At 57.6% G+C, this 15,928-nt stretch carries 15 protein-coding genes, 1 tRNA gene and 1 riboswitch; of the genes, 5 read left to right on the top strand and 11 right to left on the bottom strand.

Going from position 1 to position 15,928, the window contains the following annotated elements:
• Positions 1-12: 12 nt before the first annotated feature.
• From G6L01_RS15655 to G6L01_RS15665, 3 genes are all read right to left on the bottom strand, one after another.
• A complete protein-coding gene (locus tag G6L01_RS15655; protein WP_070166317.1) occupies positions 13-687 on the bottom strand; it encodes an LON peptidase substrate-binding domain-containing protein in 675 nt (224 codons plus the stop codon).
• A 177-nt stretch (positions 688-864) separates the two neighbouring features.
• A complete protein-coding gene (trxA, locus tag G6L01_RS15660) occupies positions 865-1,863 on the bottom strand; it encodes a thioredoxin (protein ID WP_070166346.1) in 999 nt (332 codons plus the stop codon).
• 197 nt (positions 1,864-2,060) lie between these two features.
• Positions 2,061-2,570, bottom strand: a complete 510-nt coding sequence (locus G6L01_RS15665; protein WP_081344146.1) for a prolyl-tRNA synthetase associated domain-containing protein — start codon at positions 2,568-2,570, stop codon at positions 2,061-2,063.
• A 306-nt stretch (positions 2,571-2,876) separates the two neighbouring features.
• Between G6L01_RS15665 and G6L01_RS15670 the strand changes: the two genes are divergently transcribed.
• Positions 2,877-2,951, top strand: a tRNA-Gly gene (locus tag G6L01_RS15670).
• Between the two features lie 192 nt (positions 2,952-3,143).
• Here G6L01_RS15670 and G6L01_RS15675 read toward each other — a convergent pair.
• From G6L01_RS15675 to G6L01_RS15700, 6 genes are all read right to left on the bottom strand, one after another.
• Positions 3,144-4,424: an MFS transporter gene (locus tag G6L01_RS15675; RefSeq protein WP_071206139.1), complete on the bottom strand. Its 1,281-nt coding sequence runs from the start codon at positions 4,422-4,424 to the stop codon at positions 3,144-3,146.
• A gap of 154 nt (positions 4,425-4,578) precedes the next feature.
• Positions 4,579-5,589, bottom strand: a complete 1,011-nt coding sequence (locus G6L01_RS15680) for an aldose epimerase family protein (RefSeq protein WP_070166343.1) — start codon at positions 5,587-5,589, stop codon at positions 4,579-4,581.
• Positions 5,590-5,766: 177 nt separating this feature from the next.
• Positions 5,767-6,954 (bottom strand): vWA domain-containing protein, encoded by a 1,188-nt coding sequence (locus tag G6L01_RS15685; protein WP_070166316.1) that lies wholly within the window; start codon positions 6,952-6,954, stop codon positions 5,767-5,769.
• Positions 6,955-6,960: 6 nt separating this feature from the next.
• Positions 6,961-7,413, bottom strand: coding sequence for a GNAT family N-acetyltransferase (locus G6L01_RS15690; protein WP_070166315.1), 453 nt, complete (start codon positions 7,411-7,413; stop codon positions 6,961-6,963).
• Positions 7,410-8,339 (bottom strand): homoserine O-acetyltransferase MetA, encoded by a 930-nt coding sequence (gene metA / locus G6L01_RS15695; protein WP_070166314.1) that lies wholly within the window; start codon positions 8,337-8,339, stop codon positions 7,410-7,412. Before metA ends, G6L01_RS15690 begins: the two co-directional genes overlap by 4 nt.
• A gap of 69 nt (positions 8,340-8,408) precedes the next feature.
• Positions 8,409-8,486: riboswitch (SAM riboswitch) on the bottom strand.
• Positions 8,487-8,546: 60 nt separating this feature from the next.
• Entirely contained in the window at positions 8,547-9,413 is an 867-nt protein-coding gene (locus G6L01_RS15700) for an AAA family ATPase (protein WP_174089278.1), read from the bottom strand.
• A gap of 481 nt (positions 9,414-9,894) precedes the next feature.
• On the opposite strand from G6L01_RS15700, the gene G6L01_RS15705 reads away from it, so the two are divergent.
• The 4 genes from G6L01_RS15705 (at position 9,895) to G6L01_RS15720 (ending at position 13,120) form a co-directional block, all read left to right on the top strand.
• Positions 9,895-10,164 carry a hypothetical protein gene (locus G6L01_RS15705; protein WP_015917493.1) on the top strand — a complete coding sequence of 90 codons (270 nt, stop codon included), beginning with the start codon at positions 9,895-9,897 and terminating at the stop codon, positions 10,162-10,164.
• Between the two features lie 35 nt (positions 10,165-10,199).
• Positions 10,200-10,448 (top strand): 30S ribosomal protein S21, encoded by a 249-nt coding sequence (gene rpsU, locus G6L01_RS15710; RefSeq protein ID WP_015917494.1) that lies wholly within the window; start codon positions 10,200-10,202, stop codon positions 10,446-10,448.
• 185 nt (positions 10,449-10,633) lie between these two features.
• A complete protein-coding gene (locus tag G6L01_RS15715) occupies positions 10,634-11,287 on the top strand; it encodes a thiamine diphosphokinase (RefSeq protein ID WP_070166342.1) in 654 nt (217 codons plus the stop codon).
• A gap of 3 nt (positions 11,288-11,290) precedes the next feature.
• On the top strand, positions 11,291-13,120 hold the full coding sequence (locus G6L01_RS15720; protein ID WP_070166312.1) for an ABC-F family ATP-binding cassette domain-containing protein: 1,830 nt from the start codon (positions 11,291-11,293) through the stop codon (positions 13,118-13,120).
• A gap of 269 nt (positions 13,121-13,389) precedes the next feature.
• Here the strand turns inward: G6L01_RS15720 and G6L01_RS15725 are convergent, their stop codons facing one another.
• A complete protein-coding gene (locus G6L01_RS15725) occupies positions 13,390-13,677 on the bottom strand; it encodes a hypothetical protein (protein ID WP_060718743.1) in 288 nt (95 codons plus the stop codon).
• 422 nt (positions 13,678-14,099) lie between these two features.
• The gene (locus tag G6L01_RS15730) at positions 14,100-15,872 is read right to left on the bottom strand and encodes an ABC transporter ATP-binding protein/permease (RefSeq protein WP_081344145.1); all 1,773 of its coding nucleotides are present in this window, start codon (positions 15,870-15,872) and stop codon (positions 14,100-14,102) included.
• Positions 15,873-15,928: the final 56 nt, after the last annotated feature.

Genomic DNA, 15,928 nt, shown 5'->3' on the forward strand with positions numbered 1-15,928 from the left:
GTCCATTCACCGTTATTGTAAAACCGGCTCCACGTCGCCGAAACCGCGTGCCAGATAAATTTCAGTAATAGCAATCAGCGTTTCCGTGCGGCTATGCAGATCGGTAGCCTCCAGCAAGGCCTGTTTTTCAGCAGGTGTGAAAGGCGACATCATCGACAAAGAATTGACCAGGGTCAGATTGCTGGCGCGCTGGACGCTTTCCCAATCCGCCTCCAGCTTGTTGGCATCGAGATAGGCCCGGAACACCGCGAGCAACCGCTCCCGATCCACGCTGTTTTCCTGGCCTTCAGCCGCGAGATCGGCCATGAAGGGCGAAATTCGCACCGTGCGGAATGGATGAGTGGTTTTCAGCTCGTCACTCATCCGGAAACGGCAGATGCCGCCCAGCGACAGAATATAGCGGCCATCGCCCGTCTCGGCGAAAGAGGTGATCCGACCGATACATCCCATGCTGCACAGGGCCGGAATGCCGGTGGCGATCTCATAGGGCTCGGTCAATGCCGGCTGAATCATGCCAATCAGCCGATTGCTGCGCAATGCGGCATCAAACATTTCCAGATAGCGCGGCTCGAATATATTCAGTGGCAATTGACCACCGGGCAGCAGAAGAGCTCCTGCCAGCGGAAAAACCGGCAATGTTTCCGGAAAATCAGCCGCCGTCAGATATCGCGCATTGCCGACCTGCATTCCACCCTCCTGAAAGAGCACCGAGCCAATGCCCTGCCGCTCTTTAATTCCTTATAATGTGGCATGCGCCCGGCAAATCTCAAGGTGCGCCTGCCACAGAACACAACTTCTGCCCGCCTGAGCATATAGGGATCAGCCCTTGACCAGGGCTCGTCCCATTCTCTGCCTTCGAGCCCGTTACGAAAACAGGATCGAAGACAGCTTACGTCGAGCCTGAATAGTGGCTGGGTCCTTCGGACCCCAGACCTCGAAAAATTCAACCAGTTGGCGGCGAGCGCCATCGTCGTCGAAGGTCCGGTCTTTTTTCATGATCAACAGCAGATGATCAGCTGCGTCCTCGCGCTTGCCCTCGACATTGCGGATCTTGGCGAGCTTCAGCCGCGCCTCGTGATCGTCAGGGTTAAGCGACAGCTGCTGCTCCAGCGCTACCGGATCACCCAGTTTGCGGGCCTCTTCGATTTGCTCCAGCTTTTTGGCCACGGCCTGGATTTCTGCGGCCTTGGCCAATTCTTCAGGCAAGCCATCGACAATCTGGCGCACCCGTTCATGCTGGTTGAGGGCCAGCATGCATTCGGCAATGCCGGCAACCGCCTTGGCATTTTCCGGATCGGCCTGCATGACCGCCGCATAGAGCTGGGCCGCACCGTCGAAATCGCCGCCATCATAAAGACCCTTGGCCTCTTCCAGCACAGCTTCGATTTCCGCCGCCTGATCGGCACCGCCGTCCGGGCCACCGAGCTTGTCGATGAACTGCTTGACCTGACTTTCCGGCAGCGCACCCATGAACCCATCGGCAGGACGGCCATCGACAAAGGCGACGACGGCAGGAATGGACTGGATACCTAGCTGACCGGCAATAGCCGGATGGTCGTCGATATTCATCTTGACCAGCTTGACCTTGCCCTTGGCCTCATTGACCGCCTTTTCAATGATCGGCGTCAACTGACGGCAAGGGCCGCACCAGGGCGCCCAGAAATCCACCAGGACCGGCTGGCGGCGGGACTCTTCAAGCACATCCTTGGCAAAGCCCTGGGTGGTCGTATCCTTGATCAGACCACCTACGGGCGCTGCTCCTGCAGACGCCGGTGCTGCCGCAGCAGGCGTCGTGCCGAATTGCGCATTCGCCGTCATCTGCCCGCCATAAGAGCCGCCGTAAGGGTTACCAGAATTGCTCATCACCATCTCCCGCCTGTTCCTGACAGCCCGGGCGCTTTGCAAACGCATTCCAGGTGCCGCCTTATTTCCACCGTCCGCAAGTTCCGTTTCATACCGCAACAGAGATCGAGCACGATATCTCAGCCCTTGTCCCGGCCACATGATCTTTGCAGGGTTCCTTGAATTTCAATGAACCGTGCAAGCGTTTAAATCGTGCCTCACGCCGTGACTTTCAAGACGAGTGCCTCATGTCCCGTCGCAGCCATAAAGCGCAACAGGTCATCACGCCCGATCGAGGTTGTAGCGTCATTCGACAGCGGATGGCAATTGATGATGTCATGCTGCATCAGGTCCGCGTCCAGAACGAATGTCACCTTGTTGCCTGTATCGTTAATTGCGCCGAACGCCGTCACCGAGCCGGGGACGACACCCAGATACTCCATCAGCTTTTCCGGCTTGCCAAACGATACCTTGCTGGCCGCACCAATCAGCGTATGGACGGTCTTCAGATCGACAATAGCGTTTTCCTCGACCACCAGCAGGAAGAACTGATCCTTCTTGTCCTTGACGAACAGGTTCTTGGTATGGCCGCCAGGGATCTCATCGCGTAGGGACACCGATTCGGCCACGGTAAAGACTGGCGGATGTGACACTGTCCGGTGCTCGATGCCGAGGCTATCGAGAAAGGCAAACAGGTCTGCGGGCGATTTCGGCACAATCTCTGTCATGTTGGTCCTGCTTCAGAAGATAGTCTCGGCGGCACCCCGCGGTTAAACGATATCAAGCGATCTCCTTCAACTGTTTTATGCGCCAATCGTCTATTCAAAAAGTCCGTGACCACCCCTCATTTCCAGCCCTTACGAAACGTTCAAAATTCTCATTGCCACAGAATAACTTAAGCTTCGATTGGAAAAAATCTTGGAGCCGCCGTCATTTCCCTGTTGCAATCGAAAAGCAGTTGGGCCATATACCGCCCGTCGCCGCAACACAGCGACCCACGGTTCAGCTTACTACCCCGGACCGATGGACAATGAGCGGGTGTAGCTCAGGGGTAGAGCACAACCTTGCCAAGGTTGGGGTCGAGGGTTCGAATCCCTTCGCCCGCTCCAATTTTTCAAAGATAAATTCAGCTGTACGATTTCCCGAAAGGGAGGCAGCGCTTTTCCGTATTCGGTTTCGCAGTTTGGACTGCAAAACTGACAACGTTAAAACCCTTCCCTGATAAGCTATCAAAACTTGCCTTTTGGAAAAGCGGCGTGGCCAAACGCGATCCGAATGGCGACACCGGAATGCGAAGTGCGTCAGGACGCCCGTATCGGCTTATGTCCCATTACCCTGCCAATAATGATGACCAGCACGCCAGCAATGGCGAGGCAAGCCGCCAGGAAGAACATCGGAGCAATCGTGCTGCCTGTCTGGTCGCGGATCAGTGGCACGACATTCTGGGCCACGAAACCACCGAGATTGCCGACCGAGTTGATGGCCGCCAGACCGGCTGCGGCACCGGCCCCTTTCAGGAAGCGCGATGGCAGGCTCCAGAACACAGGCTGGCCTGCGAAGATCCCCGCGGCGGCAAGGCATAGAAACGCAAATTGCAGCACCTGGTCTGTCAGTATAGCCGACATCACAAGACTGACGGCACCGACAAAGGCCGGGATGACGATATAGGGCGTCTTGTTTTCCGTCCGGTCAGCCGCCGATGGCACAACATAGAGCGCAATGGCAACAGCAACCCAAGGGATGATGTTGATCAGACCATTCACCGTATTGGACACGCCAAACCCCTTGACGATGGTCGGCAGCCAATAGCTCAAACCATAGGCGGCCAGCGGAAAGCCGACATAGCAGAGCGACATCAGCAGCACGCGCGGATTGATCAGCGCCTTGAAGCCATTGTCGGCATTGCTATCCATTCCGGTATTTTCGGCATCGAGCCGTGCCTGAAGCCAGGCTTTTTCAGCATCCGTCAGAAAATTTGCCTTGGCTGGCGTATCGGCAAGATAGAACCAGGTGACGATACCGGCCAGAACCGCGGGAATACCGGTCGCCAGAAACACCCACTCCCAACCCTGATAGCCGAGAAAGCCGTCGAGATCGAGCAATACACCACCCAGGGGCGCGCCAATGGCATTGGCAAGGGCGCTGAAAATCATGAACAGCCCGACCATCCGGCCCCGATAGTCTCTTGGAAACCACAGGGTCAGCAGATAGAGCACGCCCGGAAAGAACCCCGCCTCGCAGACGCCCAGCAGAAAGCGCAGGATGTAGAACATCATCGCGTTCTGAGTATAGGCAAGCGCAATGGTTACAGCGCCCCAGGACACTAAAATGCGGGCAAACCACCGGCTGGCGCCGAACCGTTCGAGAAAGAGATTGCTTGGCACTTCAAATAGAAAATAGCCGATGAAAAACAGTGAGGCCCCTAGCCCATAGGCATATTCACTGAGGCCCAGCGCATCGACCATTTGCAATTTGGCGTAACTGACATTCTGCCGATCAATATAGGCAATCAGGTAGAGAAGCCCCAGAAACGGCATCAGCCGCCAGGTGATTTTTGAAATCAGTGCTTTTTCGGAAACCAATGCTTTTTCAGAAGCAAAGTCTTTTTCAGAATCCAAGTCATGTCCTCCCACAACCGTCCCCTCCCCGCCGCTTCTGCGGGGGACGGGTGATATAAACATGATTACGCCTTGATTGTTCCAAGCACAACTTTAGATAAATGCACTCAGAAGAGGATCAACTCACTGAAAACACGTAGTCTGTTTCCTGCCGCAGGGTTTCACCGGGCCGCAGGACAGCACTTGAGAAACCGGCCTGGTTGATGGCATCCGGCCAGATCTGGGTTTCCAGACAGAAACCGGCATAAGCACCGTAGCGACGGCCCTCAAGACCGGAAACCGGAATATTGAGATAGACCCCCGCGTAGAATTGAACGCCGGGTTCGGTGGTGCGCACTTCCATGGAAACGCCGGATTTCAGGCTGCGGGCCATGGCGACGCTGCGCTTGGCCACCCGTGTCTGCGACAGACAGAAATTGTTGTCGAAGGGGACCTGAACACCGTCTTCTGTGCGACGCATGACGCCCATCTGCCGGAAATCAAACGGCGTGCCGATTACCGGGCGCTGCTCTCCGGTCGGAATCAGACGCTCATCGACAGGCAGATAGTGGTCGGCGGCAATCATCAACTCATGATCCAGCATGTCAGGCGAATCATCCAGGTTGAAATAGGAATGCTGGCAGAGATTGGCGAGTGTCGGCGCGTCCGTGGTCGTCTCATAGACCACCGCCAGCACACCGTCATCCTGGAGGTGATAGGTCGCCCGGATATGGGCATTGCCGGGATAACCCGCCCGGCCCGCCGGATCGGTGATCTCAAGCACCAGCCGGTCACGGTCCAGATCGGCAATCGTCCAATTGCGCCTGCCGATACCGTCGCTGCCGCCATGTAGATGGGTAAGGCCGCGCTCGTTGCATTCCAGCTGATAGTCTTCACCGTCAAGGGTGAAACGTCCGTTTGCAATGCGATTGGCCAACCGCCCGGGCGTCGCCCCGAAATAGGGAGAGTGGATGGCATAGTCTTCGAAATGCTCGAAACCCAGCACCAGTGGCGCCACATGGCCTTCCATCCTGAGATCCTGGATCACCGCACCCCAGGTGAGCACTTTGGCCTTCAGGCCACCGCCATGCAGCGTGACCTGCTCTACCGTTTCACCCTTGGTGGTCGTGCCAAATTCCAGACGCTGCATATGCTTCCTCACCCTTGCATCGACGGTGCCTGCCATGGGCGGGCGCGTCATCGTTTCTGCTGTGTCACATAGGTTTATTGCATAATTCCTCAAACCGAAATCGTTTACAGATAAAATATCCAGCAACCATAAGGCGTTACAGCAAACATCAGCGCACCATAGACGATGCGGACTGGGTTAGCGCGACAGTTCTCGTGCCGCATCCTCCAACCCGCCAAGCGTCAGGGGATGCATGCGCCCGCCCATGAGACGGGAAATCAAACCGATAGAATGGGTATAGTCCCAATGCTCCTGCTGCATCGGGTTCAGCCACAGACATTTGCGAAAATGCGCCGTGATGCGTGAAAGCCAGAGGGCACCGGGCTCGCCATTCCAATGCTCCACCGATCCGCCGATCATGGTGATCTCATAGGGGCTCATCGCCGCATCGCCGACGAAAATCACCCGGTAATCCGGCCCATAGGTACGGATAATCTCTTCCGTCGGGATGAGATCGGTCCGGCGGCGGCGATTGTCTTTCCAAACCCGCTCATAAAGGCAGTTGTGGAAATAGAAATGCTCCATATGCCGAAATTCCGACCGGGCTGCCGAAAACAACTCCTCCACGCCTTTGACGTGATCGTCCATGGAGCCGCCGATATCGAAGAACATCAGCAGCTTGACGGCATTGCGCCGTTCCGCCTGGGTCTTGATGTCAAGATAGCCATGCTCTGCCGTCGCACGGATCGTGCCACCCAAATCAAATTCGTCCAACGCGCCTTGCCGCACGAACCGCCGCAACCGGCGCAGGGCAACTTTGATATTGCGGGTGCCAAGCGCGACGGAATCGTCGAGATTGCGAAACTCTCGCTGGTCCCACACCTTGACGGCGCGCCGGTGGCGCGAGCCGTCCTGGCCGATCCTCACCCCTTCCGGATTGTAACCATAGGCCCCAAAGGGCGACGTACCCGCCGTGCCGATCCATTTCGAGCCGCCCTGATGGCGCGCCTTCTGCTCGGCCAGCCGCTGTTTCAGCGTTTCGATCAGCCTGTCGAAACCACCCATGGACTCGATCAGCGTCTTGTCTTCCTCGGACAGGTGTTTTTCGGTCAGCTTGCGCAGCCATTCCTCCGGCAGAGCGGTCTCAGACACACCCGCCTGCGGCCCACCAGTCGCTTCCAAACCCTTGAAACATTCGGCAAAGACCAGATCGAAACGGTCGATATGCCGCTCATCCTTGATCAGCGTCGTGCGCGCCAGATAGTAGAAAGCCTCAATGTCGAAATCGACAAGGCCGCGCCCCATGCCTTCCAGCAAGGCCAGATATTCCCCGAGGGAGACCGGGACTTTCTGTTGTTTGAGCTTGAGGAAGAAGGGCAGGAACATCGGCGCTCAGAGCGGTTGCTGATAGATGATGAAGGGTGTCTTGTCCGCCACCTGATCATAAAGGTGCCGGGCCGTGCTGTTAAACTCCTGGGTCATCCAATAGACCTTGCCCGCGCCTGCTTCCACCGCCGCAGCATTGACCGCTTTAATCAGCGCCCGACCGACGCCGAGCCCACGCATTTCAGGATCGACATAGAGATCCTGAAGATAGCAGACATCGGCAATATACCAGCAGGACCGATGAAAGACATAATGGCTAAGGCCCACGGCTTTACCCTCAGCCACAGCCAGAAACCCGCGAAATTCGCCAGCCCCCTGCCCCGTCAGCCGGGCAAAAGTTGTGGCATAGACATCTTCGGGCAGTTCCGTTTCATAAAAGGCGAGATAGGCGCGCCATAGTCGGCGCCAGTCTGCCTCGTCATCATCAGTCAAGGGACGGACCAGAAGATCGCCCGTCATTTGCCGCGACCCTTACCGATATCGTTCAAATCATAGCTGGTGGTCTGATACATCTCGTTGATCCAGTTTCCAAACAGCAGATGCGCGTGGCTGCGCCAGCGGTTAAGCGGCGTCAGTGTATCATCGTTGTGGGGAAAGTAATCATACGGCAGACGGATCGGGATGCCAGCACTGACGTCACGGAAATATTCATCCGCCAGCGAGGTGGAATCATATTCGACATGATTGAACATGTAGAGCCGGTTTCCCTTGTTCTCCTGCACCAGGCAGACGCCCATTTCATCGGATTCCATCAGGATGTTCAGGTCCGGCACTTTTTCGATATCGGCGCGACGTACCTCGGTCCAGCGTGAGACCGGCACCTGGAAATCATCCGAGAACCCGTTGAGATAGATGGACGAGGGTGCCAGATTGCGATGGCGGAACACGCCGAAGGCCTTTTCCTTCAGCGCCTGTTTCGGCACCTTGTGGAAGTGATAGATCGCCGCCATCGCCCCCCAGCAGACATTCATTGTCGTGTGGACATTGGTTTGCGTCCAGTCGAGAATCTGCTGCATCTCGCTCCAATAGGTGACGTCTTCAAAAGGCAGCGTTTCCACCGGCGCACCGGTAATGATCAGTCCGTCGAACTTGCGGTGCTTCACCTCTTCCCAGGTCTGGTAGAAGGACAGGAGATGCTCTTCGGGCGTGTTCTTGGCCTTATGCCCGCCGATCCGCACCAGGGTCAGTTCCACCTGCAATGGCGATGCGCCGATCAGCCGGGCAAACTGCACCTCGGTCTTGATCTTGTTGGGCATGAGATTGAGCAGGGCGATCTGCAACGGGCGAATATCCTGACGGATCGCTGCGGTTTCCGTCATCACCCGCACGCCCTCATGAACGAGGGCGTCGAAGGCGGGAAGCGTATCGGGAATCTTGATCGGCATCGGCTTTAAACTTTCCTGTCACGGCACGGTACGGCAGCTTTGCTATCGCCATCGGCCTTGGAAAGTCTTGGATAACTTGCCTCGGCCCTTTAGCAATTTATTTTACGTGGCTGCAAGCCGGCCGGCCAAATCACCACGAGACAGGCGCTTATTTACGCCTTCACCCGTTACGAATCAATGAAAACATCAGCTGCACCGCAGCAAGGATCAGCGTCCGTCCCGCGCTCCATCCCGGCGGGCCATGAAGGCAAGCCGCTCGAACAGATGCACGTCCTGCTCATTCTTCAAAAGCGCGCCATGCAGTTTCGGCAGGGCATTGGCAGCATCGTTGCGCAGATCGGCGGGATCGACCTCATCGGCCACCAGCAGGCGGATCCAGTCCAGGGCTTCCGAGGTCGACGGACGTTTTTTCAGGCCCGGCGTTTCGCGGATTTCGTAAAACCGGGTCAAGGCCGCCTGGAGCAGCCGCTGCTTGATGCCGGGATAGTGAACCTCGACGATCCGCGCCAGCGTCTCGGCATCTGGAAAGCGGATATAATGGAAGAAACACCAACGCAGGAAGGCATCTGGCAGCTCTTTCTCATTGTTGGAGGTGATGATGACGATCGGGCGCACCTGCGCCTTCACCCGCTCGCCGGTCTCATAAACGTGAAACTCCATTCGATCCAGTTCCTGCAACAGATCGTTGGGAAACTCGATATCGGCCTTGTCGATCTCATCGATCAGCAACACGGTTTTCCGGCCTGCGGCAAAGGCTTCCCAGAGCTTGCCACGCCTTATATAATTGCCGATATCGCTGACGCGCGGATCGCCCAGCTGGCTATCGCGCAGGCGCGACACAGCATCATATTCGTAAAGACCCTGCTGCGCCTTGGTGGTGGATTTGATCGTCCATTCGATCATGTCGAGACCAAGAGCCGCGGCAACCTGGCGGGCCAACTCGGTCTTGCCGGTGCCTGGCTCCCCCTTGACCAGCAGCGGCCGTTCCAGCGCAATGGCCGCATTGACGGCCACCGTCAGGTCCTTGTCGGCGATATAATCCGCGCTTCCGGTGAATTGCCCGGCAAATGGCATGATCTCTCCAATTCATCGTGAATTTCGGTGAAAGTAATCAGCCGCACAGCCAGCGACAAGCCAGTGCAGGCCAATCTCTTCACAAATAAAGCTTGTATTTTGTTTGAAATCTGCCAGTTTGGCCCCCACATCCTGCTCGACCATTCAGGATGGGGTCACCTTTTCCGGCAGGAAAGCGCTTTGGCCCCGAATGGGCATGAGTTAAACTTTCCTCTGCCTGACTGAGCTGCAAGACCGGACGTTCCGGTTTTTGTCTGTGCCGCTGAACCGGGTGCGGTTCGATGGCAGGATTGGGCAGGGACTATTCGTTTTTGCAGCGGCACGTGAGCGCCGATATCGGCGCACAGCGCTGCAAAAATCCGCACCGCGCCGTTCGCACTGTTGTCCGCATCTTTTCGCCCCGGCGAAACCAAAGCGGTTCCCCGGCGCATTTTCGTTTCGGCATTTGATCCGCGAGCAGTAGTCCTGCAAGGAGACCGGCATGACGGCGCATTTATACAAGACAGGCGACATGGTCGTGCTGAAAGACGGTCCCGTCAGGCTTTCCCGGTCGGTCGGCGTGTGCAAGGTGCTTGCCACCCTGCCGGAATCCCAAGGCGCACGCCGGTATCGGGTTCGCTTCGAAAGCGAAACGTTCGATCGGTCGATTGCCGAGGACGAGATCGATGTCAGCCGTTCGCCACGGTCAGGCACGGCCTCAAAAACACAAAAGGCCGGCGGGGCCTGGGCAACGCCAGTCAATTCGAAATAACCAGATTATCATCCTCAACCATCAAAGGAGAGACAGTGCAGGTACTCGTCAGGGATAACAATGTTGAGCAGGCATTGCGCGTGCTGAAGAAGAAAATGCAGCGCGAAGGCCTGTTTCGTGAAATGAAGGCCCGTTCGGCCTATGAAAAGCCGTCGGAAAAGAAGACCCGCGAAAAGGCCGAGGCCGTGCGCCGCACCCGCAAGCTGGCCCGCAAGAAGCTTCAGCGCGAGGGCCTTCTGCCTGCGCCGAAGAAAAAAGTTTTTGCACCACGCGCCCAAGGGTAAGGGCCGAAGGGCAAGGGACACATCGCCCTTGGCCATAAAATCGAGACCGGGCAAATCCGTGCAGGTCTCGAATCCTTTGTTCCAGGCAATTATGCCTCGGGCAATCGGACTGGAAAATGCCGCAGGCGTTCCGTTGATCACGGAACGCCTTTTGCATTTGGCCTCAGATGCGTTATGGCATGGCCATGACGGAAAGCACCTTCACCATTCTGCTCGGCGGTCCCCTCGCCATCACGCCCCGGTTGCTCGGCACTGTTGCAGGAACCCGCGCCATTGCCGCCGATGGCGGCATGCGCCATGCCGAACCGCTGGGACTGACACCTGAGCTTTGGGTGGGTGATTTCGACAGTTCCGACGATCTGCCCGCAGACCGGTTTCCGAATATCCCGCGCCTGCCCTATCCGGCCCGCAAGAACCTCACGGATGGTGAAATCGCTATTGACGAAGCCCGCAAGCGTGGTGCGAGCTCCCTTCTGCTGGCGGGCGCGCTCGGAGGAGAACGATCCGACCATGCGCTGATGCATCTGCTGCTGGCCGTGGCGCTGGCGGTCCAGGGACTTGATCTGCATCTTACATCCGGTGAGGAAGAGGCGTGGCCGCTTCTGCCGGGCAAAACCGTGACCCTGGACCTGCCGCCGGGTTCGTTGTTTTCCATTCTCGGCTTTTCCGCGCTGGCAGGCCTCACCATCGACGGTGCGCGCTATCCATTACAGGGCTTCGATCTACCATTCGGATCGTCCCGCACCATTTCCAATGTGGCCGAAGGTCCGGTAACGCTGTCGCTTGGCAGCGGCGACGCCGTGATCCTTGCCCGCCCTTATGACATGACCGGAGCGTGACCCTTGGCACCGCCAATCCTGAAACTTGACAATATTTTCCTGTCCTTCGGCGGCGCACCGCTGCTCAACGGCGCTGGCCTGCAAGTAGAACCGGGCGACCGCATCTGCCTTGTCGGCCGCAACGGGTCGGGCAAGTCCACCCTGATGAAGATCGCCGCCGGTCTGGTCGAGGCCCAATCGGGTGAAGTGTTCCGCCACCCCTCGGCCACCATCCGCTATCTCGAACAGGCCCCGGATTTCGGCAGCCACGCCACCGTGCAGGCCTATGCCGAGGCAGGGCTTGGCCCCGGCGACGACCCCTACCGGGTCACGTATCTGCTGGAACATCTGGGCCTGAGCGGCCAGGAAGATCCGAAAAGCCTGTCGGGCGGTGAAGCGCGCCGCGCAGCCCTCGCCCGCGTGCTTGCCCCGGAACCCGACATCCTGATGCTGGACGAGCCGACCAACCATCTCGACCTGCCGACCATCGAATGGCTGGAAGAAGAGTTGCGCAAGACCCGCAGCGCTCTTGTCCTCATCTCCCATGACCGTCGCTTCCTGGAGAAATGCTCGACCGCCACCGTCTGGCTGGATCGCGGCCTGTCGCGCCGTCTGGCGCGCGGCTTTGGACATTTCGAGGAATGGCGCGACAAGGTGCTGGAAGAAGAAGAGATCGAACAGCACAAGCTGGGCAAAGCCATCGAGCGCGAAGAACATTGGCTGCGTTACGGCGTGACGGCACGGCGCAAGCGCAATATGCGCCGGCTTGGCAACCTCCAGAACCTGCGCGCCGAATATCGCGGCCACAAAGGTCCGCAGGGAACAATCCTTGCCAGCGCCACCGAAGGCAAGGAAAGCGGCAAGCTGGTGATCGAGGCTGACAAGATCACCAAGGCCTATGGCGAACGGACGATTATCGCACCGTTTTCAATCCGCGTGCATCGCGGCGACTGTATCGGCCTGGTCGGCCCGAATGGCGCTGGCAAAACCACGCTGCTGAAAATGCTGACCGGCCAATTGGCACCTGACGAAGGCACGATCAAGCTCGGCACCAATCTGGAAATTGCCACGCTTGACCAAAAGCGCGAGGACCTGAACCCTGATGACACGCTGGCCAATTACCTGACCGACGGACGCGGCGAAAACCTGCTGGTCAATGGCGAGCAGAAACATGTGACCGGCTATATGAAGGAATTCCTGTTTCAGCCGGAACAGGCCCGCACCCCGATCCGCAACCTATCCGGCGGCGAGCGGGCCAGGCTGATGCTGGCCCGGATCATGGCCAAGCCTTCCAACCTGCTGATCCTCGACGAGCCGACCAACGACCTCGACATCGAGACGCTGGACCTGCTTCAGGAAATCGTCACCGGCTATTCCGGCACCGTCATTCTCGTCAGCCATGACCGTGATTTCCTCGACCGCACCGTGACCTCGACCATCGCCCCCGCCAATCCGGAGGCCCCGGATGGCCGCTGGATCGAATATGCCGGTGGCTATTCCGACATGCTGGCGCAGCGCCGGGGTGTGGAAGACGAGCGCAAGCGCGTGGAAAAAGCGGAAAAAGCCAAGACGCAGGAGGGCGGCGGCAAAAGCGCCGATACGACAGCCAAGAACAAGGGAAAACTGTCCTTCAAGCAGAAATTCGCGCTGGAAAACCTGCCGAAGGAAATGGAAAAGGCCGAGAAGGAGATCGGTCTGCGGGAGGCGAAAATGGCCGATCCCAACCTGTTCGTGAAGGACCCCGCCACCTTCAACAAACTCGCCGCCGAAATGGAAGCGCTACGTCAGTCCATCGCCCGCATGGAAGAGGAATGGCTGGAACTGGAAATGCTGCGCGAAGAACTGGAGGGGTAACCCAAGCGCTCTATAGCAGCATGCGCAAAGGTCCGGTCTAGAGCATCGGACCGATGCTCTAAGTTTTTGTTTACGCATCGGATTTATCCGAAAACCGGCTCCCACTTTTCGGTCCGATGCTCTAGCGCTTTACATGTGTGGCATGAAGCCTTGCATTCCCAATGCCTGAAGGCACAAAGACATCTCCAGGCATTGGCTGTAGCGCTTTATATCTGCTGCATAATTTTCTCTTTAAACCGATTCTGGTTTAAAGAATGATGCAGTAACCATTATTTGGTTTTGAGCAGCCACATCTTGCCAGCCATCGTAATCCGGCGGGAATCTTGCTCGGCTTCTTCTGCGGTATTGCACCGTTCCAGGAGGCCCAGGTCCGTCAGTTCCGTCACGGTCGTGGTGGTGAGAAACTTGATCTTCTGCGGCCGTTCCTTGAAACGGTCGGTCCGGGAATAGGTCACCTCTGCGTTCAGATGCGTCCATTTCTTCAACGGCTGGGGATATAGATCGCCGTCCTTGGCAAGCTTCAGTCCGCGGATCTGCGTGGGTGTCAATTCGATCATATCCAGCCTCTAGTGGGACCATTTCCAGCGCCAGGGACGCTCCAGGAAATGCTCTGTCTCTTTTGTGTTATACCAAGGCCCGAAGACGCGCATGCATCCCTGCCTTGAAAAAAAAACGACTATCTCAAGTGCCTTACAGGCTTGAGATAGTCGCAACGGAATACCGACTGCCATTGTGAACGGCTATAGGCATGATGCGGTGGCACGTGGAAAACGGCCCAATGAATTCTGATATTGCGAGCGCCCGTGCATAACGCCCCGAAGGCGATGTCATAGTCTGCTTGGCGCGCAATTTCGCTTTTTTAATCCATATCTGGTTTAAAGATTATGCAGTAAGCTTCTGCGGGCAGAGAGTCTACTGGATAATTCCTTAAATCGGACGAGATGATACCCGCTTTAAGGCGTCATGCCGTCGAGCAGGCCTATTCCGGCACCGGCACGTCCATCCGTTCCAGATGCAGGATGCGCGGCGATACCGCATCGATGAAGCCCTGGGCGCGACCGATATAGATCAGCGTCGCCTCCTCTAACTGCGTCATGACACCGGTCAGGATCGCCACCGTTTCCGGTTCCATGCCATCAAGCACATCGTTAAACACCACCCAATGGGGCTTACGCAACAGGATATGGGCAAAAGCCAGCGCCATCTGCTCATCCTTGTCCAGCACCCGGTCCCATCGCTGCCGCTCGTCCAGCGCGCTGGCAAGGCGGCTGAGCTTGACGGTTTTCAGCGCCAGCGTCATCGCCTTGTCACCATAGGTGGAGGCATCCTCGGGATAGGCCAGGATATCGCGCAACCGTCCCTCCGGCAGATAGGGGGACTGCGGCACGAACAGGATATGATCTTCCTGCGGCAGCCGGATCAGGCCTTCACCATAGGGCCAAAGCCCGGCGATGGCATTGAAGAATTGCCGCCGGTTGATGCCGGGATCGCCGTTGACCATCACATGTTCACCGGCAAGGATGATGGGATTGTCATCTTTCAGATGATAACCGCCCCAATGAGCCTCTGCTTCAACGGGCGTGCGGATATAGACATCCTCGAAAGCCAGTTCGCCCGGCTTTCCGGCCTCCACCCGGATCTGGCCTTCCACCGTCTCGGTCAGCGCCGGTTCGATCAGGGCGGCGCGCAGCACCATCACCCGCAGCAACGTCGCCTTCCAATCGGCAATCGCCCCGAAATTATCGACATACCAGCGCAGCGCCGTATAGACCTGCGTGAAAGCCGAGGCCGCCATCATCAGGCCGCCGAAGGTCATCGTCCCACCAAAATAGGCTGGCGAGGCGATCAGCACCGGCACGATCAGCGCCAGCCAGCCGAAGGCTGCCGACACCCAGGTCAGATTGGTCAGCGCCAGCGCCAGCTTGGAAATAATCGCCAGCACCCGGTCGATGGTGGCATGGATCTGGGCGCGCTCGACATCCTCGCCGCGCGCGAGCGCAATCGGCTCCAGATGCTCGTTGCTGCGCATCAAGGCCGCACGAAGCTCGGCCTCGCGGGCATAGCGGGTGGCGTTGAGACGGGTCAGCGTCGCGCCGACCAGATTGCTGGCCACCGCCGCCCCACCCGCATAGATCAGCGCCGCCCAGACCATATAACCGGGAATAGCGATCTGATGCCCGAACAGCGTCAGCGAAAAATCACCCGACAATTTCCAGAGCACACTGATGAAACTGACGAGCAGAATGGTGGATTGGACCAGGCCGACGGTGAGCGACGTCGTCGATTCCGCCAGCTTGCGCGCATCTTCATGCAGGCGCTGATCCGGATTGACACCAAGCGGGCTGGAAACCGACAGCCGATAGGCGCGCCTTCCCTTCAGCCATTGATCGACCATATCGCGGGCCAATCCCTCGCGCATGTAAAGCGCGGTCATCTGGCTGAAAAAGGTCTGCGCCACATTGATGACAAGCAGAAAGGCGGCAATGAAGAAAAAATTGCGCAACTCCTGCCAGAAGGCCGATAGATCGCGATTTTCCAAGGCGTTGTAGAACGGCTGGTTCCAGCGATTGAGTAATATCTGGCCGTAGGTCAGAAGCAGAATGACCGCGAGCAGCGAAAGCGCCAGCAGCAGAATTCGTCCTCTGACATGGCTGGACCAGAAGGATTGGCCAGCCATGCGCATCTGTTCGGCAAATGTCAGGTCCGGCGCGGCGGGTTCGTTGTCCGGAAGTATGGTCTTGGATGCGGTCATCAGTGGTGATCGGCCATGAAAAGAAGTTCTGTTTCCCATCATGCCCGCGATAACGC

This window comes from Agrobacterium vitis (assembly GCF_013337045.2).
Taxonomy (GTDB): Bacteria; Pseudomonadota; Alphaproteobacteria; order Rhizobiales; family Rhizobiaceae; genus Allorhizobium; species Allorhizobium vitis_B.

Coding starts and splice junctions, on each gene's coding strand:
- G6L01_RS15685 (WP_070166316.1), bottom strand. CDS start 6,954: ATGTTCCTGCCCTTCTTCCTCAAGCTCAAACAACAGAAAGTCCCGGTC.
- G6L01_RS15665 (WP_081344146.1), bottom strand. CDS start 2,570: ATGACAGAGATTGTGCCGAAATCGCCCGCAGACCTGTTTGCCTTTCTC.
- trxA (WP_070166346.1), bottom strand. CDS start 1,863: ATGAGCAATTCTGGTAACCCTTACGGCGGCTCTTATGGCGGGCAGATG.
- G6L01_RS15725 (WP_060718743.1), bottom strand. CDS start 13,677: ATGATCGAATTGACACCCACGCAGATCCGCGGACTGAAGCTTGCCAAG.
- G6L01_RS15680 (WP_070166343.1), bottom strand. CDS start 5,589: ATGCAGCGTCTGGAATTTGGCACGACCACCAAGGGTGAAACGGTAGAG.
- G6L01_RS15655 (WP_070166317.1), bottom strand. CDS start 687: ATGCAGGTCGGCAATGCGCGATATCTGACGGCGGCTGATTTTCCGGAA.
- G6L01_RS15730 (WP_081344145.1), bottom strand. CDS start 15,872: ATGACCGCATCCAAGACCATACTTCCGGACAACGAACCCGCCGCGCCG.
- metA (WP_070166314.1), bottom strand. CDS start 8,339: ATGCCGATCAAGATTCCCGATACGCTTCCCGCCTTCGACGCCCTCGTT.
- G6L01_RS15700 (WP_174089278.1), bottom strand. CDS start 9,413: ATGCCATTTGCCGGGCAATTCACCGGAAGCGCGGATTATATCGCCGAC.
- G6L01_RS15715 (WP_070166342.1), top strand. CDS start 10,634: ATGACGGAAAGCACCTTCACCATTCTGCTCGGCGGTCCCCTCGCCATC.
- G6L01_RS15705 (WP_015917493.1), top strand. CDS start 9,895: ATGACGGCGCATTTATACAAGACAGGCGACATGGTCGTGCTGAAAGAC.
- G6L01_RS15690 (WP_070166315.1), bottom strand. CDS start 7,413: ATGACGGGCGATCTTCTGGTCCGTCCCTTGACTGATGATGACGAGGCA.